The sequence below is a fragment of the Flintibacter hominis genome (assembly GCF_014287965.1).
GTDB classification, from domain to species: Bacteria; Bacillota; Clostridia; order Oscillospirales; family Oscillospiraceae; genus Lawsonibacter; species Lawsonibacter aceti.
This window is the reverse complement of record NZ_JACOPO010000003.1, coordinates 122,929-144,478: the sequence shown is the minus strand read 5'-3', so window position 1 is coordinate 144,478 and position 21,550 is coordinate 122,929. Positions and strand designations below refer to the sequence as shown.

Sequence of the window (21,550 nt, the reverse complement as noted above, 5' to 3'; positions counted from 1 at the left end):
ACGTTTCCGTCTTTAATGGAGCAGCTTCAAAACAGCAAATTCAGGGGCCTTGCTGCGGAGGATCGCCCGGTTAATCAGCCACGCGGGAACAAAGCCGAGTACCAGTCCCAGCAACGCGGTCCCCAGAGCGGCAATATCGCCCAGATGCAGAAGGGATTGGCCCAGCATATAACCCGCACCTAACCCAACGCAGGGCAGCAGGAACACCACCACGGAGGTGCTGATGTTGTGCCCAGACGTGGGTTCAACCTCCACCACATCGCCGGGCTTGGTCCCAATGGGATCGCTGGCCAACGCCAGGATCTCCTGCGTGGGTTTTTGGGTACAGCCAGCACAGGCTCCATCGCAGTGAAGTCCGCACTCCATCTGCCGCAGGAGGGAGACCTGGACCACTCCCTCACCTATCCGCTGTTTTACGATTGCGTTCTGAACCATGGTATTTTGCCTCCAAATTAGCTCCGACTCACATTGACTACAATGGAATAATCCCCGATGACCCCTACGCTCCCGCCGGCATCCAGATAGACTCGGGCGGTGACCGGGATCAGCCCAGTGGTGGTCACCTCCGACACGTCCGCTACGATCCGGATCTGGCTGGCATCGATCTTTTCCAGATCCTCCGTTCTACCCCGGATAGTCACTGTACGGTTTTGCGTGACCGCCTCGGCCGTATATCCATCCGGCGGCTGGCTTACCGTAATGTTGCCCACCTCGAAGGTAGCAGTTGACAAGCCATCTACCTTAACAGTCACTTTAGCCGAGGTAATCCCACTGACATTCTCTAATCCAGGGTCCAGTGTGATGGGGAAGGTATACTCTTTCGTCCCCACGACCTTGGATAGATCGACACTGCCCAGAGATATCTCCTCCAGACCCTCTATATCTGTTTCAGGTCCGGTCACGGTAATGATATCCGGCTCGATTTCGATAACCGCGTCATCCGCTGTGGCTCCGCCGCCAGGAATCACATTGACCGTCAGGCCCACATCCTTCTGCACCACCACAGGAACCACCACATAGGCGGAGTCCGCGCTGAGGGTGACATCCAGATCAGTCAGCGGATTCCCTTCCCGGTCCAGCAGGGTGAGAGGAAGATCTCCGGCAAAGCGCTCGTCCAAATTTTCATCCTCAAGGATGGCAACCACCTTGGCGACCTGGCTGACCTGCTCTACCGAGCCGCTGACGGTCACACTTTCCGGACTCACAGCTGCGGTGCCCATCTGATAGTTCTCCGCCACCTGCCCTTTCAGTTGAAACTCTACGTCAAAAGAGCTTGTATAGAGTTTATCCACTGTTACGATAATGGTCGCCGGGTCCTGCTCCTGCAAGGTCACATCAGACACATTGACATTGGCGGGATAGCTGGGCTTGTAGCTTAACTCATTCTCCCCCTCCACACAGCGGGAAACATCCAGAGGGATATAGAGATTTGAACGGTTCTTCAGCAGGTTGGCCGCCACGCTGGTGGGCGCCTCAATCCGTAAGTTCACAGTTTCAGTGGACAGACCAGCCACGGTCAGCCCCTGGCTGGTCAATACATTGGTCCCAGTCAGCTCTACCCGCACATTATGGATGGTATAAGGCTGAGTGGGGTCCACCTCCGCCCGCACATAAAACCAAAAGAGCACCGCCAGCAGGACGGACAGCAGGACATATACCCATTTGCTCTCTCTCAGTCGTCCCATCATGAGCGGTCACCCTCTTTCCTGTTTCCGCCAAAGAGCTGGCTCAACAGAGGGAACTGGCTGCTCTTCTCCTCCTCCTTGCTCTCGCTCAACAGCTCGTTCCGCAGCAGCCGCTCTAAGGTCTCCGGCGCCAGATGCCGCTTGAGCATGCCTCCCACGGCCGCGGAGATGGAGCCCGTTTCCTCCGACACGATAACTACCACCGCATCCGAATGCTCGCTCATCCCGATCCCTGCCCGGTGGCGCATCCCCAGGTCGCGGCTCAGGTTCACATTGCCGGACAGGGGCAGCATACAGCCAGCGCCCACGATACGGCCCTCCCGAACAATGACAGCACCGTCATGCAGAGGCGCTTTATTCCAAAAGATGTTCTTCAGCAGTTCGCTGGATACACCGCAGTCCAGAGCCGTCCCTGTCTTAATGACATCGTCCAGGAGATTCTTGCGCTCAAAGACCATCAGAGCCCCAACCTTATCTCTGGAAAGGTCGGCATAGGCCTCGGTTGTCTGGGTAATAGCGGTTTCGATCTCCATAGGCGTGGCCCTGCTGCTGGAAAAATTCAGTCCCAGGCGGCTGCTCCCCATCCGCTCCAAAAAGCGGCGTATCTCGGGCTGGAAAAGGACAACTAGGACCAGAACGCCCCACTCTACTACCTTGTTCAGCATGAAACTGGTGGCCGTCAGTGGGAGCTCCGAGGAGATCCACATGGCTACCAGCAGGATCAGGATTCCTCGTAAGACCCGTCCGGAGCTGCTTTTCCGGAGCATCCAGAGCAGTTTGTATATGATCAGAGAGAGGATGGCAATATCCAGCAGATCAAAAAGACGTATGGTGCTGATAATCGGAAGCTCATTTTGGAGCAGACTCGTGATATCCTGAAACACATGGATCACCTCTCTCAACGGCTGTCTTCGCATACCCGGCCGCAATTTTCCTATTTTGTTATTATACGATATTCCCGCCCGGTTGGCAACACGAAAGGGGGCGTTCCCGGAGAAAAATTCATGAATTTTCTTTTAATTTTCTTTGTTACTTTTTTACCCGTTTTTCCGGCGAAAAAAACGCTTCAAAACGGAGCTCATTCGCCTGAGTCCCACTTCAAAGCGTTTTTTTCATGATTCAACGTCTGACCATATCTCCAATTGCCCGCAGAAAGCGGTCAATTTCCATCTCGGTGTTAAAGGCAGATACACTGGCACGGACGGTCCCTGTTTCCAGAGTGCCAGCGGTGCGGTGTGCCTCCGGGGCACAGTGCAGGCCGGCTCTGAGCGCAAATCCTCGGTCCCCCAGTGCCTCACCTACGTCCTCACAGTCCCTTCCCTTAATTCGAAAGGAGAGCACACCGGACTGCGCCTTGGGCATAGACGCCTGGAACACCTCCACACCCGGCAATCTGGACAGCCCGTTACCCATCCGCTGGATCAGCCGGCTCTCATGTCCCGCAATCCACCGTATGTCCCGGCGGCGCAAAAAACGCAGGCCCTCCAGCAGGCCGGCCACACCGGCAATGTTGTGGGTCCCCGCCTCCAGGCGGTCAGGCAGGAACTGGGGCATGGACTGCTTCAAGGATTCACTTCCTGTCCCGCCCTCTAGAATCGGAGTCGGGTCACGGTTGCAGAGCAGCAGGCCGGTGCCCTGTGGGCCGTAGAGCCCCTTATGGCCCGGCATCGCTACAAAGGCGGCGCCCAGTTCCTGGATATCCAGCGGCAGGACGCCTGCGGACTGTGAGGCGTCAACAATCAGAGGCACTTCCCGCTGCCGGCACAGCTCCGCGATCTCCTGGATTGGGAGGATAAAACCGAATACATTGGATACATGGGTACATATAGCCGCGTCCGCCCCCTGGTCCAGACACCGGCGGAAGGAGTCTATCATTCCCTGCCTGTCAAAGAGAGGCGATCGGGCCACCAAAATTTCCACCTCCGGAATCGCGTGGAGCGGCCGGGTGACCGCGTTGTGCTCATAGCCGGAAATCACCACTCTGTCCCCAGGATGGACCAGGGTTTTTATGGCGATATTGAGTCCATGGGTAGCGTTAAACGTAAAAACCACCTGATCGACGCTGGTCACATGAAAGAGGGCAGCCGCCTCCTCCCGACAGGCGAAGGCAGTATCGGCGGCAGCCATAGCCGGCCGATGTCCTCCCCGTCCAGGGCTGGCCAAGTGGTCAATGGCGTGTGCGGTGGCGCGAGCCACAGAGGGCGGCTTCTGCAGGGTGGTGGCCGCGCTGTCCAGATAGATCACAGCTCCACCTCCTGATAGCTGCCGTCCCCGGCGGTGATATAGATACGCTTTGGCTCAAGATTCGTCCGCTGGAGGACCCGGAGGGCGTCAGGCAGACTGCGTTGGGATATCTTGACCGAGTGGCTGCACCCCTCCCCCGCCACGCTCTTTGGCGAGCGGAGAATCCGCGCCGTGATGCCCGCCCGCTCCAGGGCGGCGGCTGTCCGCTGTGCGTAGGTCAGAGAGCGGCATACAATGAGATAATAGAGCATGACTTGGTTCCTTTCTCGGGACAGTCTGTCGGCCGCCCCTCGGAAATAGCTGGGAGGGGAGCCTGCGTTCCCCTCTCATCTCCATTGTATGCTCTTTTTCAGGCGGTGACACCGCAGACTTGCTTTCTCTTTACAATGGTCAAACAGCCCATATCTCCATTTTCGCCATTCGCCAGGCGAAAATGGCCCCCCCTGATACTTGCCGGAGTCGAACTATTTGCAGCGTTCATGCTTGCCGTTCAACCTTTCCAAATCAGCACTACTGCGTGCGCCGCCATCCCCTCACCGGAGCCAGTAAAGCCGAGACCTTCTTCCGTGGTAGCCTTTAGATTGACCTGCTCCGGGGACACTCCCATAGCTCTGGCCAGCCGCTCCCGCATCTGCGGAATATGGGGCGCCAGCTTAGGCCGTTGAGCCAGGATGGTGGCGTCTATATTCCCCACCTTCCAGCCCCGGTGATCCAGCAGGGCGGTCACTCTCTCCAGCAGTTTTATGCTGTCCGCCCCGGCGTAGGCGGAGTCTGTATCGGGAAAATGTGTGCCGATGTCCCCAAGTCCTGCCGCTCCCAGAAGCGCGTCCATCACCGCGTGGGTCAGTACGTCCGCGTCTGAGTGCCCCAGCAATCCCTTTTCCCAGGATATCTCTACCCCGCCCAGGATGAGCCTGCGCCCCTCTACCAGCCGGTGGACATCGTATCCGTGCCCGACCCGCATCTTCATAGCTCTCCCCTCACTCTCGCTTCCAGGATAGCCTCCCCCAATATTAGGTCAAAGGGGGTGGTGATCTTAATATTTTCCTTGCTTCCAGTGGTCAGGGACACCTTCATCCCCAGCCGCTCTACCGCCCCACATTCGTCTGTCAGGCTTTCCCCGTCAACCGCCGCCTTCTCCACCGCGGCCCGGATCAGCCCGGCTTCAAAGACTTGGGGCGTCTGAACCGTCCAAAGCTCTGAGCGGTCTACGGTTTCCTCTATCAGTCCCTCTCTAGCTCTCTTTACTGTATCTGTGACCGGTATAGCGGGGGCGGCTGCTCCCGTTTCCGCCGCCCGCTCCACCACCTCCTCCAGCACCTGCTGGGGGGCCAGTGGGCGGGCGCCGTCGTGGATTGCGATAAGGTCCGCATCCGGACGCACCTCCCTGAGCCCAGCCAGCACGGAGTCGGTCCTCTCTCTGCCCCCTACCACCACTTTGGACACTTTATCCAGTTGGAAGTCTTTGCAGATCCGGCTGACTTCGACCAGCAGGTCCTCTCTCGTGACCACCACGATCTCATCAAACCGGGGACAGTCCTGAAAGGAATAGATCGTGTGCACCAGGACGGGCAGTTCCCCCAAAGGAGCCAATACCTTGTCTATCCCCTCCATCCTACGGGCGGAGCCCGCCGCCACAATCACAGCGGAACAGATCGGGGGATGAGCCTTCTTCTTCGCTAATTTTCGCAATACTTCCAGCATCTTAGGGACCTCCTACACAAAAAAGGAGCCGGTGGGCTCCTTTTCAGGTCAGCTTTTATCAATCACTATGTCTGGGCAGGACAAACTATGCCAGCGCCGTATCCAACTGCTCCTCCACTGTCTCGTAGCTTAGACTCTTGGAGAGCACGATCTCGGAGATCAGCATCTGCCGAGCCGAGTGAAGCATTTTCCGCTCCCCAGTGGACAGCCCCCTCGAGTGGTCCCTGGCCGTGAGCCCCTTGATGACCCAAGCGACCTGAAAGAGATCACCGCTTTTCAGGCGCTCCATATTCTCTCGGTAACGGCGGTTCCAATTTGAGGTCATCTCCGCCTGGATGGAAGGAATCGCCGCCATAACCTGATCGGCCTGATTCGCGTCTACTACTGGTCGGACGCCGATATCCTCGCTATGTTCTGTGGGGATCATAACCACCATGGACCGATTGGGGAGCTTCATCATGTAATAATCTCGCTCTACACCGTCAATTTTTCTCTGGACGATACTCTCTAAAACGCCTGCTCCGTACATTGGGTGGACGACTTTATCCCCAATCTGGTACAACTTTTACACCTCCATACCGATCATGACCCCGTCCTTGCCTCTATTTTCACACTAATTATAGCAATTTAAACGGCTTTACGCAAGCAAAACCCCTAATGATTTTAAAATTTTGTCATTTTTTACATCATATAGGAAACGGCCCTTGGTCAAAAAGACCAGGGCCGTTTTTAAATCAAAATTACTCCTCGGTTTCGGCAGGAGCTTCTTCGGCGCTATCTTCCTCCACAGCGGGCTCCAGCAGGGCACGGATGGAGAGGGAGATCTTCTTGTTCTCCATGTCCACATCGGTGATCTTCACGTCCACCTTATCGCCCTCAGCCAGTACGTCGCCGGGCTTCTCGATGCGGTGGTCTGCGATCTGGGAGATGTGGATCAGTCCGTCCACACCGGGAACTACCTCGGCAAAGGCACCGAAGGTCATCAGCTTGACGATGCGCACATTAGCGGTGTCCCCCACCTGGTAGGTAGAAGTAAATACGGTCCAGGGATCCTGGCTGTGGTCCTTCATGCCCAAGGAGATCTTCTTCTTCTCCTTGTCGGCGGAGATGACGTACACCTCTACAGTATCGCCCACCTTTACTACCTCAGAGGGGTGCTTAATGCGGCTCCAAGACAGCTCGGAGATGTGGACCATGCCGTCCACGCCGCCAATATCTACAAAGGCGCCGTAGGAAGTCAGGGACTTCACCGTGCCGGTATAGCGCTTGCCGTCCTCGATCTCGGCCCACACCTTCTCCGCGGCGGCAGCCCGCTCGGCGCGCTGCACCTTGCTGATGGAGCCCACTACACGGCGGCGGGCCCGGTTGACCTCTGTAATGACCAGACGGACCTTGTGCTTCAGCAGTTCAGCCATGGGAGTCTCCCGCGGCAGGCCCGTCTGGGAGGCGGGCACAAAGACGCGGATGCCCTTGACGGAAACAACCACACCGCCCTTGTTGTCCTCAGTCACAAAGCCCTCAACCACTGTCTCGTTCTCGCTGGCGGCCTCGATCTCCTCCCAGCCCTTGACCATATCCAGGCGCTTCTTGGACAGCTTGACCTGGCAGTCCCGGTCGCTGACCTGCATCACATAGGCTTCGATTTCGTCGCCTACCTTCACCAGGTCCTCAGGCTTGACGGTGGGGTCGTCGCTCAACTCAGCCAAGGGGATATAGCCGGGATACTTAAAGCCCAAGTCGACTTGGATCTCAGTGGGGGTAATAGAATCCACTATGCCCGTGACCTTATCTCCATTATTTATAGGCTTGATCGACTCCTCCAGCATCTCCGCAAAGGATTGCTCGATCTCCATGATTTCTTCGCTCATTTTGTCATAGACCTCCTTTATTATCCACGCGGGCGTGGACGCGCCCGCCGTGATGCCGACCATATCCGCCTGGGGCAGCCCGGTAAGATCCAGCTCCTCCGCGCTCTCAATCAGCTGAACGCGGGGACAAACCTCCCGGCAAAGCTCCGCAAGCCGCTTCGTATTGGAGCTTTGACTGTCGCCTATGACCACCATCATGCTGCATTTTTCAGCCAGCTGACGGGCCTCTTCCTGGCGTTTGGACGTCGCTCCACATATTGTATCAAAAAATTCTGCGTTTGTACACTCTTTTTTTGCTTTTTTCACGCAGTCGTCCCAAATTTTCCTGGTAGATGTGGTTTGCGATACCAAAGTGATAGGCAGGTTTCGCCGGTCCGGAGCCTCTAACAGCCATTTTTCCAATGCCTCTGCCCCCGATACCACAACTGGTTCCCGACACCAGCCAGCGATAGCCGTCACTTCCGGATGGTCAGGAGTCCCTACGATTACGGGCCTTCTCCCTTGCTCCTCCGCCTGGCGCACGATCTCATGGATTCGGGTCACATTGGGGCAGGTGGCATCCAAGATCTGGGCGCCCCGACTCTCCAGCGTTTTGTAAACCGCGCGGCTCTCGCCGTGGGAGCGGATAATGACCGACGCGCCATCCGGCACCTCCTCCGGTGTTTTCACCGAACGAAGGCCCTGCTCCGCCAACCGGCCGATCACCGCCTGGTTATGGATAATGGAGCCCAGCATAACGCAGGGCGTGCCCTGTGCGGCAGCCTGCTCCGCAAGCTCCACGGCCCGCCGTACACCATAGCAGAAGCCAGCACTCCTGGCCAATTCCAGCTTCATCCGATCCCCTCCCCCAGGGCCTGCACCCGGTTCATCACTTCCTGGGCAATCGACTGGAGCTCCTCCGCCGTAGGTTTACGGCCCTCATACTTGGGATAATAGGGCTGTCCGATGACCACAGTATTCGGTCGGAACAGCCGCTTCTTCCGCTGTATGTACACCGGCAGCAGGGGGACACCGGCTCGGGTTGCGAAGAGGGCGGCACCCGTCTTGACCGACACGTTTTCCCCTTCGTGAACTCTGGTCCCTTCCGGGAACATCAGCAGCTTATCCCCGCCCTTTAAGAATTTCAAGGCTGTCTTCACTGCCTTCATATCATTGTTTCCCCGGTCCACCCCAAAGACGCCGGCCTTGGACAATATCCAGCCGACAAATGGGACACGCATGATCTGTATCTTGGCCATGGCCCGCATGGGACATTTATGTCCAAAAGCAAAGACGACATAAAAAGGGTCCCCCGCGGTGGTATGATTGGGACAGATGACTGCCGGGCCCTTCGGAATATTCTCCCGTCCAACCGCCCGGATTGGGCGGAAGAGGTTAAAGAAGGGCCAGATGACAGCGTATAAAAAGGAAAAGTATCTGTCTAGGCTTTTGCGCTGGAGCTCATTCTTTTCCTGGGGTTCTTTCACCGATTCTTCGCTCACAGATGAATCTTCTCCTTTATCAAGGAAAGCATGGCCGCCAAACTCTCCTCTAAATTCAGCCGGGTGGTGTCCAGAAGGACTGCGTCCTCCGCCTGGCGCAACGGTGCAATCGGGCGATTCCGGTCCTGTTCATCCCGCTGGACAATATCTCGCAGGACAGTTTCAAAATCAGTCTTTTGCCCCCGCCCTTCCAGCTCCAAGAGACGGCGGCGGGCACGGGACTCCGGTGCCGCAGTGAGAAATATTTTCACATCTGCCTGAGGCAGCACGACGGTTCCGATATCCCGGCCGTCCATGACCACATTGTGCTCACGGGCCTGAGTGCGCTGAAATTCCAACAGGAAGTCCCGCACTGCCGGGATAGCGGATACCTTAGAAGCCAGTCCGGAGATCTGATGTTCCCGGATCGCTTTGGACACATCCTCGCCCTCCAGAAACATCTGCTGCTCCCCGTCTGGGCCATAGTCCATAGAAATATCCAGCCCCTTCAGCAGAGGAATCACCTGGCTCTCTTCGGTCGGGTCCGCCCCCGCCCGGAGGACCTTCAGGGCCACCGTGCGGTAGATGGCCCCGGTATCTACATATAAAAAGCCCAGCTCCCTGGCCGTCTTTCGGGCCAGGGTGCTCTTACCGGCCCCGGCAGGGCCGTCGATAGCAATGCTGACACACTTCATACAACCGCTCCAAACACTTTTTGGTTTCCATAGAACAAATTAAAAAAGTTCTTGAAATTCCTTTTAATTCGGGATACTATACCTAAATCACCGTAATCTTATTGCAATATGGAGGTCCTATGATACAGGAGAGATTTGAGAACATTACCCTGGCATATCAAAGGAGCATCGGCCCATACGGCCAGCACAACAGGCATTTTATGGAGAACTTTAAGCAAACCTTAGACCGGGAGCAGCTATTGGACGACCAGTCTGTCATTTTTGGCATCGCCCTGGACGATCCCACCCGTGTGGCGGCAGAAAAGCTCCGATATGATCTGGGTCTGGTCCTCCGCCGGGGACAGTCCACCAGTCTGGAAACAAGGACCTTGGAGGACGGCCTCTATGCCGTCTTTGAAGTGCCCCACACAGAGGCCGACATTCTCTCCTTCTGGAAAGACCTGCCTGTCCTGACCCAGGGCCTACCGGCCGACTGGAGGCGCCCCATCATCGAGCGGTACGCCGCCCCCATGATCGCCCGACACCTGTGCGAGATGTGCGTCCCCCTTATCCGGCCCCTATAAACTCCACTGCCCCTTTCCCCGCCGCTCGGCCGGTAGCCCATGCGATCTGGAGGTTGAAGCCGCCGGTATAGGCGTCCACATCCAGCAGCTCCCCGGCAAAAAACAGGCCAGGCACCTTTTTGGACTGCATGGTCTTTGGGTCTACTTCGCCCACCTTGATACCGCCGGAGGTGATGATGGCCTCCTCAATAGGCCGTGGTCCGGACACGGGTACTGTAAAATGTTTCAGCGCTTCCAACAGGCGGCGGCGCTCCTCACGGGTCACATTGTGGGCCTTTTTGTCCCCTGGGATGCCGGCACGCGCCAGCAGGACAGGAATCATCGCCTTTGGGACCAGGCTACCTAATAAATTGCCCATATCTCTGTTGGCGTTTTCCCCCAGCTCCCGCAGCAGGCGGGCATCCAAAACGGACTCATCCAGTGCTGGCTTTAAGTCGATGGAGCAGACATACTTAACTCTCTCAAAATCCCGCATATGAGCACTGGCTGACAGCACCAGCGGACCGGACAGGCCAAAGTGGGTGAACAAAAGCTCACCCTGCTCACGGTATACTATCTTACCCTTTTGTCCCCGGACCGTCAACTGAACATTTTTTAGAGTCAGTCCCTGCATCTGCCCACAGCAGGAGTCTGGGGACACCAGCGGAACCAGCGAGGGACACGGCTCCACAATGGTGTGGCCCAATGCCTCCGCCATCCGATACCCGTCCCCAGTGGAGCCAGTGGCGGGATAGGAAACGCCTCCCGTAGCAAGGATGACCGCTTTACAGCCAAACCCAGTCCTGCCCTTATCTTTTCTCACTTCCACGGCGCGCACCGAGCCATCCTGAATACTGATTTCAGAAGCTCGCTCATGGATCACCGGAACCTTCAGCCGTTTTAACTCCTGGAATAAGGCGTCGATGATATCCGAAGCCCTATCCGACCGCGGGAATACCCGATTCCCACGCTCCACCTTCAGCTCCACGCCCAGTCCGGTAAAAAATTCCTCTACATTGGCGGGTGTGGTGCGGCTTATAGAGCTGTATAGAAAACGTCCATTCCTGGTCGTGGCGGCTAGTGCCTCCTCCGGCGTACAGTGATTGGTCACATTACACCGGCCCTTGCCAGTGATATACAGTTTCCGGCCCACTTTGGGGTTGCGCTCCAACAGGCAGACCTCTGCCCCCAGACGGGCGGCGGTGATGGCCGCCATCATACCCGCGGCCCCACCGCCCACCACAATCAGATCATAATGGGTACCGCTCACTCCTGCACCTTCTCATAGACGCCGTACTCCTCCCAGATTTTCTCCAGGTCCTCAAAGGTATTGGCCAGGTCGTCATTTTTCTTCCGGCTCACCGCCACCAGCAGGGCGTTAATCAGTGAGAGGGGCGCCACCAGAGAATCGACAAAGGAGGCCATATCACTACGCGCCTTCAGTGTGTAGGTGGAGATGGGCGACAGGGGGGATACCTCGCTGTCTGTAATGGCGATGGTAGTTGCCCCCCGGCTCCGTGCAAAGTTCATCGCCTGAACCGTGCGGCTGGAATACCGGGGAAAGCTGACGCCGATAACCACATCCCCCTCCCCCACTCGTAGGAGGCTCTCAAAGACCTCGCTGGCTGTAGTGGCGGATACCTTGACTACATTATCGAAAATCAAATTGAAATAGAAGGACATGAAGGTTGCCATGGCCGCGCAGGACCGGACACCGATGATGTAGAGCTTCCGGGCAGACACGATGGCGTCAACAGCCTTCTCAAAGCTGTCCCTGTCCAGCTCCTCCAGGGTAAGACGTATCTTCTCGATGTCAGATTGCAGAACCATAGACAGCAAATCCTGGTCGCCCAGCCGATCATTGGTCACCTCAATCCGCTGAACGGATGTCAGCCGGTTACGGATCATCTTTTGCAGCGACCGCTGCATATCCGGGTATCCATCATAGCCCAACTCAGCAGCAAACCGGACCACGGTAGACTCACTCACATTCACCTTCTTGCCCAGCTTGCTGGCTGTCATAAAGGCAGCCTTATCATAGGACTCCAGGATAAAGCTAGCGATCCGCTTCTGTCCCTTGGAAAAGGTATGCATATTCTCCTGTATCAGGGCCAAAATGTCACGATTCATATGGTTCTCATCTCCCGTTTATGTAGAAACCCCTCTGATACTATACGTCAGTCAAAGCGTACACGCCTTTCATGGATTATCATACCCGTTTTCCTGCAAAAATGCAAGCGCTTTTTGCAAGAAATTCATTTTTTCTTGCAAAAAGCGCCGAGCAGCTTGTTCAATTATCTGTAGTTTCTTCTCCCGTCAGCAGGAGCACCTCCTGCTCCGTCAGCCTACGCCATGTTCCGGGGGCCAGTGTCCTGTCCAGGTGCAGCGCCCCCTCCCGAATCCGCTTCAGCCGCAGCACATTGAGTCCTGCCTGGGCACACATCCGGCGCACCTGCCGGTTTTTCCCCTGGTGGATGACGACAGACATCTGGGACACCCCTCCGCTGGTCCGCCCCCGCCGAACTTGGGCGGGAGCCAGCTTCTCCCCGTCCAACACCATTGGGCCGGACAGAATGGGCAGGGCTTTCTCTACATTTCCAGTCACCCAGACCAGATATTCTTTTTCCACCTCGTGGCTGGGATGGAGGAGCCTGTGGGTGATCTCCCCGTTATCGGTCAGAAGGAGCAGCCCTTCCGAATCCAGGTCTAGCCGGCCGATGGGCCACACTCGTGCGCCGCAACCGGACACCAGATCCGCCACGGTCTTTCTCCCCTGCTCGTCAGAGAGGGTGGACACATAGCCGCGGGGCTTATTGAGCATCAGGTAGGTCCGTGCTCCCCCGGGGCGCAGCCTTTTGCCATCCACCAGCACCTGATCCCGGTCCAGGTCCGCTCGATCCCCCAGATGGGCTTTCTCTCCATTCACTGTGACCCGTCCAGAGGAAATCCACTCCTCCGCCGTTCTCCGGGAAGCCAGTCCGCAGGAGGATATCAGCTTTTGCAGTCGTTCTTCCATGGTCCGCCTTTCTCTTTCTCTATCTCTCCGAAAGCTGGGCCAACCGGTCCGACAGCCTGTCCCACAGCCCGCGGACCGATACGCTGTCCCGCGGGATATCGGCGCCGGCTACCAGGGGGATATCCGCCACTTCTTCCCCCTTCAAGCGGAACACCACCCTGCCCAAAGGGGCCCCCCTCTCCACCGGAGCGGTCAGAAGTTCCTGGTCCAGCAGAATATCATACTGGAGCTTCTCCCCCTCTGCCAAGGCCACAGAACAATCCTCGGCCGCTGATATGGGACACACTGGGATCAGACTGTCCGCCACCGGGAGCTGACAGACCTGTTCCCCCGCACGTGTCAGTTCCTTCGCACGATAGTGAGAGAAACCCCAGTCAAAGAGACGGGTGTGGTCCGCCCAGTCGTTGGGGTCACTGAGAGTGACGCAGATCAGCGCAGTCCCTTCCCTTCTGGCCGCTGACACCAATGTGCGCCCTGCCTTCTCGGTATATCCTGTCTTCAGTCCAATACAGCCCTCATACTGCCACAACAGCTTATTGTGGTTAGTAAATGTTCTGGTCCCTATGGTGATGGATTTGGTGGACACTATCTGCGCCAAGGTATCATTCTTCAGGCAGGCTTGGGCCAGCAGCGCCATATCATAGGCAGAGGAGTAATGCCCCTCCGCGTTGAGCCCATTGGGATTGGCGAAATGGGTATCTGCCATCCCCAGCTCCTGAGCCTTCTGATTCATCCGGTCCACAAACCGCTCCACCGTACCGCCGCAGTATCCGGCTACCGCCAGAGCGGCATCGTTTCCAGAGCGTAGGAGCATCCCGTAGAGCAGCGCCTCCAGACTTACCCGCTCCCCCGCCCGCAGGTAGATGGAGGAGCCCTCAGCCCCGGCCCACTCCCCGGAGATGGTCACTTCTTCTTCCAGCACATGGCCTGATTCCAGGGCCACCAGGGCGGTCATCAGCTTGGTGATGCTGGCGATAAGACGCGGCTCATGGGCGTTCTGCTCATATAGCACCCGCCCGCTCTCTCCATCCATCAGGACTACCGAGGCGGCGGAGGTACCAGGCGCTCCGGAGGCCGCCGCGGCCGCGGCAGGTGCAACAGCCGCTGTCAGCACCGCCAGACACAAACTCATGATCCGTTTCATATCGGTCACCTTCTTCAAAAACATAGGTGACCATAGTATGGCAGTCTAACTTTTTTCGTTGCCCGGAAATTTTTGCGAATTTGGCTTTATTCGGCAAAATCCGCCCGCTCCGTCTCCTGTGCCTTTTTTTCCTGCTGCTTTTCAATAAAGTCCGTTACCTTGTCCACTACCTCGGGCACCGCTTCAATGACCCGGTCCACCGTAGTGGCGGGAGGAGGTGCCACAGGCAGCAGCTTCACGGAGCCTCCCCGGAGGATCAGAAAGGCCACCGGCTCCAGTTTAGCACTGGCTCCGCTGCCCCCACCGAAGGCCGGATCGCTGGCTGGCTGCTTTTTGGTAGAAAACTCGGTCCCGCCGCCCGCTATCCCAAAGGACAGCCTAGACACGGGGATCAGGGTAACTCCATCTGCTTGAATAGGGGTGCCAATGATTGTGTTGGCGTCCGCCATGGCCCTCACGTGCTCCATGGTGACGCTCATCAGTTCACTTAGATGGTCCTTTTTTTCCATACCCTCAGGCCGCCTTTCTCACATTCTGCTCTTTTTGTTCCCCACGCGCCGCCATGACAGCCCGCAGAGCTTTTATCCCAAAATACACCGCCAGCCGGCATATCTGCCCCAGCTTCAGGGACAAGGAGGCCCTTCCCCGCAGACTGACGGCAGGAGCCTCCAGATCCAGCCTGACCCTAGCCCGGCCATCTACTATATGGAACCCCTCTACCAGGGGATACCACAGGGCGCCCAGGGCCCCGTTTGCCCATCCATAGGCCATTGCCGCGTCCGCAGGGTCCTGACCGCCTATGGTCAATTCCAAATCCAGGATATCTATTTTCAGCTTCTTCTGAAACTGTCCCGCCGCCTCCAGTGCGATGGGGAGCAGCCTTTTGGCATACTCCAGCCCCCCGCCCTTCACGCGGACAGGTTTTTCTTCTGTCAGGTCCGTTCCCATCTTTTTTCCCCGGACAGGCTTTTCCTTCTTTTTCCGCTTCCAAGGGAGCACTCTGATTCGGACAACCCCTGTTCGCAGCCAGAGGAACAGCCCCTCCTGCTGATAGGACACGACACAGCCCACCCGGACCTGTCCCAGCAGGAGCAGGGCCAGCAGGACGGCGGCCACCGTGAACAGGAGCTTCATGGCCCGTCCTCCGCCGGCAGCCCGGCCCCCTGCTCCTCCTCCGCCCTAAGCCTGGCTACCGCCGCCTCCAGCTCCAGGGTCATCTGACTCCCCTCCTGGGAGGAGTCGGGGAGCTCAGGCAGCTCCTCCAGGCTGGACAACCCAAAGGAACGCAGGAAGTTCTTGGTGGTCCGAAACAGGAGCGGCCGTCCGGGGACAGCCAGGCGGCCCGCCTCCTCAATCAGCTCCCGCTCCAGCAGCAGCCCCACCGTATAGGAGCTGTCTACCCCCCTCACCTGATCTACATAAGCACGGGTCACCGGCTGATAATAGGCGATGATCGCCAGTACCTCCAGGGCGGGCTGCGACAGGCGGGCCGGCTTGCGGCTCTCCAGCGTCTTTCTGATATAGGGGGCGAACTCCGGCGCGGAGCACAGCTGATAGCTGGTATCCAGCTTGATCAGCCGTATTCCCCGCCGCTCATAGCTGTACTGGTCCATCAGCCGCTGGGCCACAGCGTCCAGGGTGGGCCTGTCCACCTCAAGCCCCAGGCACAGCCGCTCCACAGCCACCGGCTCTCCTGAGGCAAAGAGGACACCCTCCAGAGCGGATTCCAATTCCTTCAGTTCCACAGAGCTATCCTCCTCTTAGTAGCTGTCGGCGGTAAACTCCGCCGGCGTCTCCCCCTCCGCCTGGGTGCAGGTGACAGTACAGTCCGACTCGGTACCCGCCAACCTGACCCGGCGCGCTTTGCACAGTTCCAGCACTGCCAGGAAAGTAGCCACCACTTCGGAGCGGCTCCGGTTCCCCTTGAACAGGGCCCGAAAGCGGGTAACGCCGAACTGGAGCAACCGCCGGACGATCTCTCCCGCTTTGTCTGTCACGGGGTAGGGCTCCCGGCCCACGATGCCTTGGAAGGCGGAAACAGGAGGCGGGAGTTTGTTGTCTGTCCGGGACAATACAGCGGTCATAGCCTTCCAAATATCCTCCCTGTCATGGACATAGCGATAGGTCCTGTCCGGCTGGACCGGCTCCGGCACTTTGGTCAGATAGTCCCGCCCATAGTGGAACCTGGTATCCAGCACAGGGATGACTTCCTTAATCTTCAAAAAATTTTCATTTCTCTGATGGGCCTCTAGTGTAGCGATGAGCTGCTCCACCTCGCTGAGTGCCTCTTCATCGTGGATGGACAGGAGCATCCGAGTCTTGATATAGATCAGATGAGAGGCCATTGTGATAAACTCACTGGCCACCTCCAGGTCCAATTCTTTCCGCTTGTTCATCCATTCCAGATACTGGTCCAGGATCAGCGATATCTGAATGTCCTTGATCTCCATCTTATTCTTGCTCAAAAGATGGAGAATCAGGTCCAGCGGGCCCACGAAGTCCTCCATATTTTCTTCCTTGGCCTTCACCACCCCTTCCAGGTGGTAGATGGGTGCTTCCATGGGCTCACCTCTTTTGGGAAAATTGTGTCAGAATATTATACCAGCTATGGAGCCAAAACACAAGGCGTGAACAGCGGTTTCCCAATATAGAGAATAAAGTCTCTCCTGTACAAAGATCCCCGGTATGCCGCAGGGCATACCGGGGATCCTTCAGTTCACTCCGGCGCCGGACAGGATAGCCGACAGCAGTTCCTCCCTGCCGGTCCCCTTCTCAGCCGAAAAGGGGATAACGATGGTCTCCTCGTCCAGCTCCAGGGTTTCCCGGATCCTCTGGAGGTTGGGACCGATCTCGCTCTTTTTCAGCTTATCCAGTTTGTTGGCCACCACTACCATGGGCCGGCCTGTGTCACGGAACCATTGGGCCATGGTACAGTCATCGGCGGTGGGGTTATGCCGGGAGTCTACAATCATCACCCCCAGGGTCATCAGCTCCGGATGGGCGAAGTAGGACTCCATCAGCCGCGCCCACCGGTCTCGTTCACTCTTGGACACCTTGGCGTAGCCATATCCTGGCAGGTCCACCAGGTAGAAGCCCCCATCAATCAAAAAGTAATTAATGTGGATGGTCTTGCCCGGGGCGGCACCCACCCGTGCAAAATTCTTTCGGCCCAACAGCCGGTTGATGACCGAGGACTTACCCACATTAGAACGGCCGGCGAAGGCCACCTGAGGCAGCCCGTCGGTCCGGAAGTCCCTTGCGGAAGCGGCGGACAGGATAAATTCCGCCTTTTGCAGGTTGACAGGCATCCTATCCCCTCCTCACTGGCGCAGCCGGGGACCAGGGGCTCTCTTTGCAGTCCCCAGGACTGGAGCGGACGGCTCCCTCTGCTCCTCCGCGGAGGGCAGCGGGTGTGAGAGGGCTGCCGACAGCACCTGGTCTGCCCGCTCTACCAGGATAAACTGGAGAGCCTTCCGTACCGTCTGGTCGATCTCCTCTAAGTCCTTGCCGTTGTCCGCCGGCAGGATGACCGTTTTGATGCCGTTTCGGAAGGCGGCCATCGTTTTCTCCTTCAAACCTCCGATGGGCAGGACACGGCCGCGGAGGGTGACCTCTCCGGTCATGGCGATGCCACGGCGCACCGGGCAGCCAGTCAGGGCGGACACCATGGCGGTAGTGATGGCGATGCCGGCAGAGGGCCCGTCCTTGGGGACGGCTCCCTCCGGGAAGTGGACGTGGATATCCTTCTCCTTATAAAAATCGGCGGGGATCCCCAGCCGGTCTGACTGGCTGCGGATAAAGCTGAGTGCGGCGTAAGCACTCTCCTTCATCACATCTCCCAGATTTCCGGTGAGCTCTACCTTTCCGGCCCCTGGGACCACATTCACCTCCACCTCCAGCAGCTCGCCGCCCACAGAGGTCCAGGCCAGGCCATTGACCACGCCTATCCGCTCTTCCAGGGCCTGCCGCTCGGGGTAGTAGCGGGGTACTCCCAGATACTCCTTGAGATCTTTTTCTGTAATGTGAATCGACTTTACGCCATCTGAAACCACTCTCATTGCGGTTTTGCGGCAGATGGCAGCCAGCATTCGCTCCAGCACCCGAACTCCCGATTCCCGGGTATAGGCTGAGATGATCTCCCGCAGGGCGCTGTCGGATACCTTCAGCTGGCTCTTTTCCAGGCCGTGGCGCTTCATCTCCTTCGGAAGCAGATACTTTTTCCCGATCTGAACCTTCTCCTCGTCGGTGTAGCTGGACAGCTCGATGACCTCCATCCGGTCCAGCAGAGGTCGGGGAATGGTATCCAGAGTATTCGCGGTGGTAATAAACAGGACTTGAGACAGGTCAAAGGGGACCTCCAGGAAGTTATCTCGGAAGGTGGCATTCTGTTCTCCGTCCAACACCTCCAGAAGTGCGGAGGAGGGGTCACCCCGGTGGTCCCGGCCCAGCTTGTCGATCTCGTCCAACAGGATCAGCGGATTGCAGCTGCCCGCCTGCTGGATTGCGGTGATGATGCGGCCCGGCATGGCTCCCACATAGGTCTTGCGGTGCCCCCGAATCTCCGCCTCATCGCTGACGCCGCCCAGGGAGAGACGGGCCAGCTTCCGGTTCATAGCCTTTGCCATAGACATGGCGATGGAGGTCTTGCCCACTCCGGGCGGGCCCACCAGGCAGAGTACCTGTCCTTTCAACGCCGGGGCCAGCTGCTTGACTGCCACAAATTCCAGGATGCGCTCCTTCACCTTATCCAGGCCGTAGTGCTCCTGGTCCAGCACCCGGCGGACAGCCGGGACGCTGATCTTCTCCTTGGTGTATTTTCCCCAAGGCAGCTCCAAACATACGTCCAGATAGCTGCGCAGAACGGTGGCCTCCGAGGATCCGAAGGGCTGCTTGGTCAGCCGGTTCAACTCCTTGGTCAACTTCTCCCGCACCTCATCAGGCAGGGCGGCCTTGGCGATCTTCTGACGGTACTCCTCGAACTCGTCGGCCCCATCACCCTCTCCAAGCTCGTTCTGGATGGCCTTCATCTGCTCCCTGAGGTAGTAATCCCGCTGCTGGTCGGACATCTGCTCTCTGGCTTTGCTCTGTATCTCGTTGTCCAGAGCCAGTATCTCCACCTCCCGGTCCAGCAGCCGATGCAGCTTCTCCAGGCGGCGCAGGGGCCGCCGCTCCTCCAGGATGGTCTGCTTGTCGCTGTTTCGCATGGGGATGTTTTGGGCGATATAGTCAGAGATATAGCCTGGATCCTGGCTGGCCAATACATGGATCAGCAGGTCTGGAGATACCTTAGGGGCCAGCTCCGTATACCGCTGAAAGAGCTCGTAGGTGGAGCGCATTAGGGCTTCGGTCCGGGCGCTTGTTCCAGTCCGCTCCTCCTCTGGCAGTTCCAGTATCTCCCCCTCCAGATAGGGCTCGGTCCGCAGGAGGCGGAGCAGCTTGCCTCTGGCCTGCCCCTCTACCATAACCCGGACATTGTCTCCTGGCATACGGAGGATCTGGCGTACATTGGAGATGGTTCCTACCACGTACAGGTCGCGCTGGTCCGGCACCTCCACGGAGATATCCTTTTGGGCCACCAGAAACACAGGGCTGCCGGTCGTCATAGCAGTTTCCAAGGATTTGATGGAGATATCCCTGGCCACATCAAAATGGATCAGCACGTTGGGGAAAATGGTCAGCCCCCGCAGAGCGATAACCGGCATAGTGCTGGTGTGGAGGATATCCTTCTGTGTGGTCGTCATGTGGTCACTTCCTCTCTGGTCGATATAGCGAAATGCCCCGGGGCCCGCCGATCCGGGGGCTCCGCGGGGCATTCAAGATTTCTCTTTTATCCGGCGTTGGTGCCGGGGACACCGCCGCGCTCGGCCTTAAGCGCCGCTTTCCCCAGACGGGGACGGCGGCAGCGTTCCGGGTCATAGGTCAATTCAGCCGGAGCACCATCCTGCACGGTAGCGGCGGTAATGGTTACCTTCACGATAGTGGGGTCAGAGGGCACATCGTACATAACCTTGGTCATGATCTCCTCCAGCACCGCGCGGAGGCCGCGAGCACCGATGCCCCGCTTTACTGCCACGTCGGCCACCGCCTCCAGGGCCTCCCGGCTGAAGTCCAGCTCCACCTGGTCGTATTCCAATAGCTTCTGGTACTGCTTGACCAGGGCATTTTTGGGCTCCGTCAAGATTTGGACCATCTGGTCCCGGTCCAGAGACTGAAGGGTAGTGATGACAGGCAGGCGGCCTACCAACTCCGGGATGATTCCGAATTTCAGCAGGTCGTGGGGCTGGACCTCGGCCATCAACTGGCCCACGTTGCGCTCCTTCCTGCTCTGGATCTCCGCCCCAAAGCCAAGGGTTCGCTTATCCAGGCGGTTCTCAATGATCTTGTCGATGCCGTCAAAGGCGCCACCGCAGATAAAGAGAATGTTCTTGGTATCAATCTGGATAAACTCCTGGTGGGGATGTTTCCGTCCGCCTTGTGGGGGGACATTAGCCACGGTACCCTCCAGAATCTTCAGCAGGGCCTGCTGCACCCCTTCGCCGGACACGTCCCTGGTAATAGACGTATTCTCGCTTTTGCGGGCGATCTTATCCATCTCGTCGATGTAGATGATGCCCCGCTCCGCCAGCTCGATGTCGTAGTCGGCCGCCTGGACCAGACGCAGCAGGATGTTCTCCACATCGTCACCCACATAGCCCGCCTCAGTCAGTGTGGTGGCGTCAGCGATGGCAAATGGGACCTTCAGCACTCGAGCCAGTGTCTGGGCAAACAGAGTCTTCCCGCAGCCGGTGGGACCCATGAGCAGAATATTGCTCTTTTGAAGCTCCACATCCTCCGCCCCGCCGAAGTAGATGCGTTTATAATGGTTATACACGGCCACAGAGAGGGCCACTTTGGCCTTCTCCTGTCCAATAATATACTGGTCCAGAACAGCGTGTATTTCCTTTGGGGTGGGGATTACATCGGGGATATCGCTGTCTAAGGCATCCTGGATGGGGTCGTTGTCCTCGTCCAGAATCCCCATACACAGTTGGACACACTCGTTGCAGATATAGGCCCCAGGCCCGGCGATGATCCGGCGGACCTGGTCCTGATGCTTTCCGCAGAAGGAACAGCGGATGCTTTTTTCATCATTTCGCGCCATTGGTACACCTCATAAACTCTATGGTGGGAAATCGGGGCTGACCCTGAGCGT

General features: G+C 57.7%; 23 protein-coding genes. 1 reads left to right on the top strand and 22 read right to left on the bottom strand.

What is annotated here, in order from left to right; translation table 11 throughout:
* Nucleotides 1-12 precede the first annotated feature (12 nt).
* The 11 genes from H8S11_RS05920 to cmk all read right to left on the bottom strand — a co-directional run bounded on the left by H8S11_RS05920 (nucleotide 13) and on the right by cmk (nucleotide 9,656).
* Complete coding sequence (locus tag H8S11_RS05920) at nucleotides 13-435, bottom strand: SoxR reducing system RseC family protein (RefSeq protein WP_147572262.1); 423 nt, start codon at nucleotides 433-435, stop codon at nucleotides 13-15.
* A gap of 17 nt (nucleotides 436-452) precedes the next feature.
* Nucleotides 453-1,688: a CdaR family protein gene (locus tag H8S11_RS05915; protein WP_147572261.1), complete on the bottom strand. Its 1,236-nt coding sequence runs from the start codon at nucleotides 1,686-1,688 to the stop codon at nucleotides 453-455.
* Complete coding sequence (gene cdaA, locus H8S11_RS05910; RefSeq protein WP_147572260.1) at nucleotides 1,685-2,602, bottom strand: diadenylate cyclase CdaA; 918 nt, start codon at nucleotides 2,600-2,602, stop codon at nucleotides 1,685-1,687. The genes H8S11_RS05915 and cdaA overlap by 4 nt, the downstream gene beginning before the upstream one ends.
* Nucleotides 2,603-2,804: 202 nt before the next feature.
* Nucleotides 2,805-3,929, bottom strand: coding sequence for an aminotransferase class V-fold PLP-dependent enzyme (locus H8S11_RS05905; RefSeq protein ID WP_147572259.1), 1,125 nt, complete (start codon nucleotides 3,927-3,929; stop codon nucleotides 2,805-2,807).
* Entirely contained in the window at nucleotides 3,926-4,180 is a 255-nt protein-coding gene (locus H8S11_RS05900; protein WP_147572258.1) for a putative Se/S carrier protein, read from the bottom strand. Before H8S11_RS05900 ends, H8S11_RS05905 begins: the two co-directional genes overlap by 4 nt.
* Nucleotides 4,181-4,419: 239 nt before the next feature.
* Nucleotides 4,420-4,893 carry a 2-C-methyl-D-erythritol 2,4-cyclodiphosphate synthase gene (gene ispF, locus H8S11_RS05895; RefSeq protein WP_147572307.1) on the bottom strand — a complete coding sequence of 158 codons (474 nt, stop codon included), beginning with the start codon at nucleotides 4,891-4,893 and terminating at the stop codon, nucleotides 4,420-4,422.
* 2 nt (nucleotides 4,894-4,895) lie between these two features.
* Nucleotides 4,896-5,633, bottom strand: coding sequence for a 2-C-methyl-D-erythritol 4-phosphate cytidylyltransferase (gene ispD, locus H8S11_RS05890; RefSeq protein ID WP_147572257.1), 738 nt, complete (start codon nucleotides 5,631-5,633; stop codon nucleotides 4,896-4,898).
* 85 nt (nucleotides 5,634-5,718) lie between these two features.
* On the bottom strand, nucleotides 5,719-6,195 hold the full coding sequence (locus H8S11_RS05885) for a CarD family transcriptional regulator (RefSeq protein WP_147572256.1): 477 nt from the start codon (nucleotides 6,193-6,195) through the stop codon (nucleotides 5,719-5,721).
* Nucleotides 6,196-6,373: 178 nt separating this feature from the next.
* Nucleotides 6,374-8,335, bottom strand: a complete 1,962-nt coding sequence (locus H8S11_RS05880) for a bifunctional 4-hydroxy-3-methylbut-2-enyl diphosphate reductase/30S ribosomal protein S1 (RefSeq protein ID WP_186852516.1) — start codon at nucleotides 8,333-8,335, stop codon at nucleotides 6,374-6,376.
* Nucleotides 8,332-8,982: a lysophospholipid acyltransferase family protein gene (locus tag H8S11_RS05875; protein WP_240287764.1), complete on the bottom strand. Its 651-nt coding sequence runs from the start codon at nucleotides 8,980-8,982 to the stop codon at nucleotides 8,332-8,334. The genes H8S11_RS05880 and H8S11_RS05875 overlap by 4 nt, the downstream gene beginning before the upstream one ends.
* The gene (cmk, locus tag H8S11_RS05870) at nucleotides 8,979-9,656 is read right to left on the bottom strand and encodes a (d)CMP kinase (protein ID WP_186852515.1); all 678 of its coding nucleotides are present in this window, start codon (nucleotides 9,654-9,656) and stop codon (nucleotides 8,979-8,981) included. The genes H8S11_RS05875 and cmk overlap by 4 nt, the downstream gene beginning before the upstream one ends.
* Nucleotides 9,657-9,775: 119 nt before the next feature.
* On the opposite strand from cmk, the gene H8S11_RS05865 reads away from it, so the two are divergent.
* Entirely contained in the window at nucleotides 9,776-10,219 is a 444-nt protein-coding gene (locus tag H8S11_RS05865; RefSeq protein ID WP_186852514.1) for a GyrI-like domain-containing protein, read from the top strand.
* Here the strand turns inward: H8S11_RS05865 and H8S11_RS05860 are convergent.
* From H8S11_RS05860 to clpX, 11 genes are all read right to left on the bottom strand, one after another.
* Nucleotides 10,203-11,468, bottom strand: a complete 1,266-nt coding sequence (locus H8S11_RS05860; RefSeq protein ID WP_186852513.1) for a BaiN/RdsA family NAD(P)/FAD-dependent oxidoreductase — start codon at nucleotides 11,466-11,468, stop codon at nucleotides 10,203-10,205. The two genes, H8S11_RS05865 and H8S11_RS05860, sit on opposite strands and share 17 nt — an antisense overlap.
* Complete coding sequence (locus H8S11_RS05855) at nucleotides 11,465-12,328, bottom strand: MurR/RpiR family transcriptional regulator (protein ID WP_147572251.1); 864 nt, start codon at nucleotides 12,326-12,328, stop codon at nucleotides 11,465-11,467. The genes H8S11_RS05860 and H8S11_RS05855 overlap by 4 nt, the downstream gene beginning before the upstream one ends.
* A gap of 160 nt (nucleotides 12,329-12,488) precedes the next feature.
* Nucleotides 12,489-13,214, bottom strand: coding sequence for a pseudouridine synthase (locus H8S11_RS05850; RefSeq protein ID WP_147572250.1), 726 nt, complete (start codon nucleotides 13,212-13,214; stop codon nucleotides 12,489-12,491).
* A 19-nt stretch (nucleotides 13,215-13,233) separates the two neighbouring features.
* Nucleotides 13,234-14,358: a D-alanyl-D-alanine carboxypeptidase family protein gene (locus tag H8S11_RS05845; protein ID WP_147572249.1), complete on the bottom strand. Its 1,125-nt coding sequence runs from the start codon at nucleotides 14,356-14,358 to the stop codon at nucleotides 13,234-13,236.
* A gap of 86 nt (nucleotides 14,359-14,444) precedes the next feature.
* Nucleotides 14,445-14,867: a GerW family sporulation protein gene (locus H8S11_RS05840; protein WP_147572248.1), complete on the bottom strand. Its 423-nt coding sequence runs from the start codon at nucleotides 14,865-14,867 to the stop codon at nucleotides 14,445-14,447.
* 4 nt (nucleotides 14,868-14,871) lie between these two features.
* Complete coding sequence (locus tag H8S11_RS05835) at nucleotides 14,872-15,492, bottom strand: DUF2953 domain-containing protein (RefSeq protein WP_147572247.1); 621 nt, start codon at nucleotides 15,490-15,492, stop codon at nucleotides 14,872-14,874.
* On the bottom strand, nucleotides 15,489-16,103 hold the full coding sequence (gene scpB, locus H8S11_RS05830) for an SMC-Scp complex subunit ScpB (protein ID WP_147572246.1): 615 nt from the start codon (nucleotides 16,101-16,103) through the stop codon (nucleotides 15,489-15,491). Before scpB ends, H8S11_RS05835 begins: the two co-directional genes overlap by 4 nt.
* A 15-nt stretch (nucleotides 16,104-16,118) precedes the next feature.
* Nucleotides 16,119-16,919, bottom strand: coding sequence for a segregation and condensation protein A (locus H8S11_RS05825; RefSeq protein WP_147572245.1), 801 nt, complete (start codon nucleotides 16,917-16,919; stop codon nucleotides 16,119-16,121).
* Nucleotides 16,920-17,069: 150 nt separating this feature from the next.
* Nucleotides 17,070-17,666 carry a ribosome biogenesis GTP-binding protein YihA/YsxC gene (gene yihA / locus H8S11_RS05820; protein ID WP_186852512.1) on the bottom strand — a complete coding sequence of 199 codons (597 nt, stop codon included), beginning with the start codon at nucleotides 17,664-17,666 and terminating at the stop codon, nucleotides 17,070-17,072.
* 12 nt (nucleotides 17,667-17,678) lie between these two features.
* Nucleotides 17,679-20,099, bottom strand: coding sequence for an endopeptidase La (gene lon, locus H8S11_RS05815; protein ID WP_147572243.1), 2,421 nt, complete (start codon nucleotides 20,097-20,099; stop codon nucleotides 17,679-17,681).
* 86 nt (nucleotides 20,100-20,185) lie between these two features.
* The gene (gene clpX / locus H8S11_RS05810; RefSeq protein ID WP_147572242.1) at nucleotides 20,186-21,499 is read right to left on the bottom strand and encodes an ATP-dependent Clp protease ATP-binding subunit ClpX; all 1,314 of its coding nucleotides are present in this window, start codon (nucleotides 21,497-21,499) and stop codon (nucleotides 20,186-20,188) included.
* Nucleotides 21,500-21,550 lie beyond the last annotated feature (51 nt).

Bases quoted from the DNA above. Each gene is read 5' to 3' on its own strand.
- cmk (WP_186852515.1), bottom strand. From the start codon at position 9,656: ATGAAGTGTGTCAGCATTGCTATCGACGGCCCTGCCGGGGCCGGTAAG.
- H8S11_RS05855 (WP_147572251.1), bottom strand. From the start codon at position 12,328: ATGAATCGTGACATTTTGGCCCTGATACAGGAGAATATGCATACCTTT.
- H8S11_RS05915 (WP_147572261.1), bottom strand. From the start codon at position 1,688: ATGATGGGACGACTGAGAGAGAGCAAATGGGTATATGTCCTGCTGTCC.
- yihA (WP_186852512.1), bottom strand. From the start codon at position 17,666: ATGCCTGTCAACCTGCAAAAGGCGGAATTTATCCTGTCCGCCGCTTCC.
- H8S11_RS05900 (WP_147572258.1), bottom strand. From the start codon at position 4,180: ATGCTCTATTATCTCATTGTATGCCGCTCTCTGACCTACGCACAGCGG.
- H8S11_RS05835 (WP_147572247.1), bottom strand. From the start codon at position 15,492: ATGAAGCTCCTGTTCACGGTGGCCGCCGTCCTGCTGGCCCTGCTCCTG.
- H8S11_RS05840 (WP_147572248.1), bottom strand. From the start codon at position 14,867: ATGGAAAAAAAGGACCATCTAAGTGAACTGATGAGCGTCACCATGGAG.
- H8S11_RS05825 (WP_147572245.1), bottom strand. From the start codon at position 16,919: ATGGAAGCACCCATCTACCACCTGGAAGGGGTGGTGAAGGCCAAGGAA.
- H8S11_RS05865 (WP_186852514.1), top strand. From the start codon at position 9,776: ATGATACAGGAGAGATTTGAGAACATTACCCTGGCATATCAAAGGAGC.
- ispD (WP_147572257.1), bottom strand. From the start codon at position 5,633: ATGCTGGAAGTATTGCGAAAATTAGCGAAGAAGAAGGCTCATCCCCCG.
- H8S11_RS05920 (WP_147572262.1), bottom strand. From the start codon at position 435: ATGGTTCAGAACGCAATCGTAAAACAGCGGATAGGTGAGGGAGTGGTC.
- lon (WP_147572243.1), bottom strand. From the start codon at position 20,099: ATGACGACCACACAGAAGGATATCCTCCACACCAGCACTATGCCGGTT.
- H8S11_RS05850 (WP_147572250.1), bottom strand. From the start codon at position 13,214: ATGGAAGAACGACTGCAAAAGCTGATATCCTCCTGCGGACTGGCTTCC.
- H8S11_RS05880 (WP_186852516.1), bottom strand. From the start codon at position 8,335: ATGAAGCTGGAATTGGCCAGGAGTGCTGGCTTCTGCTATGGTGTACGG.
- H8S11_RS05845 (WP_147572249.1), bottom strand. From the start codon at position 14,358: ATGAAACGGATCATGAGTTTGTGTCTGGCGGTGCTGACAGCGGCTGTT.
- clpX (WP_147572242.1), bottom strand. From the start codon at position 21,499: ATGGCGCGAAATGATGAAAAAAGCATCCGCTGTTCCTTCTGCGGAAAG.
- cdaA (WP_147572260.1), bottom strand. From the start codon at position 2,602: ATGCGAAGACAGCCGTTGAGAGAGGTGATCCATGTGTTTCAGGATATC.
- ispF (WP_147572307.1), bottom strand. From the start codon at position 4,893: ATGCGGGTCGGGCACGGATACGATGTCCACCGGCTGGTAGAGGGGCGC.